1 protein-coding gene and 1 pseudogene are annotated in these 525 nt (G+C 47.8%); both read right to left on the bottom strand.

Annotation, left to right across the window (positions count from 1 at the left end; translation table 11 throughout):
* Window positions 1–212, bottom strand: a pseudogene (locus ACYVRH_RS14365) (hypothetical protein); the annotation flags it as partial.
* Window positions 205–525, bottom strand: a 321-nt coding sequence (locus ACYVRH_RS14360) for a 4Fe-4S dicluster domain-containing protein (RefSeq protein ID WP_461257551.1), incomplete at its 5' end; no start/stop codon positions are given. The pseudogene ACYVRH_RS14365 and the gene ACYVRH_RS14360, both read right to left, overlap by 8 nt.

Genomic DNA, 525 nt, shown 5'->3' with positions numbered 1-525 from the left:
GCCCTGTGTTTACGCCATGTAAATAACAATTCAATCAGTAATGCGGAAAAAAAAGCTGTTAAAGCGACAACCAGAGTCTTTCCGCCGTCGCTAAAAGCCGATTGAAGAACGCAAAGAAACGCGCAACCGCAAACAAGCCACATTCTGCCGGCGCTGGAAACGGATATATTTATCTGAGGTTTCTGTAATAAAATTACCCTGCTTTCAGGCACTCACATCCTCCTGATTGTTATTTAAAATAGTTTCCACTAACGGAATGGCGGAAGGGCAGACTATTTTACAGCATCCGCACCCGTGGCAGCCCGTCGCTTCAATGTTAATAATTTCATTCGCTTTAATCCGCTTGTAAATATTCTGGGGATCAAGCCCTATTGGGCAAACCGCCCTGCACTCGCCGCAGTTAATGCAATTAAGCCGGGGGAGAATCGCGGCCTGCGACTTTGACATGGCGACAATGGCGTAACAAGACTTGCCGACAGGCTCGTCAAGGGACTTTATTTCCCTGCCTGAAAGGGGGGAACCCGT

The sequence above is a fragment of the Treponema sp. R80B11-R83G3 genome (assembly GCF_054786115.1).
Note: the sequence above shows the minus strand (reverse complement) of the source record. Positions and strands in the feature narration are given on the sequence as shown.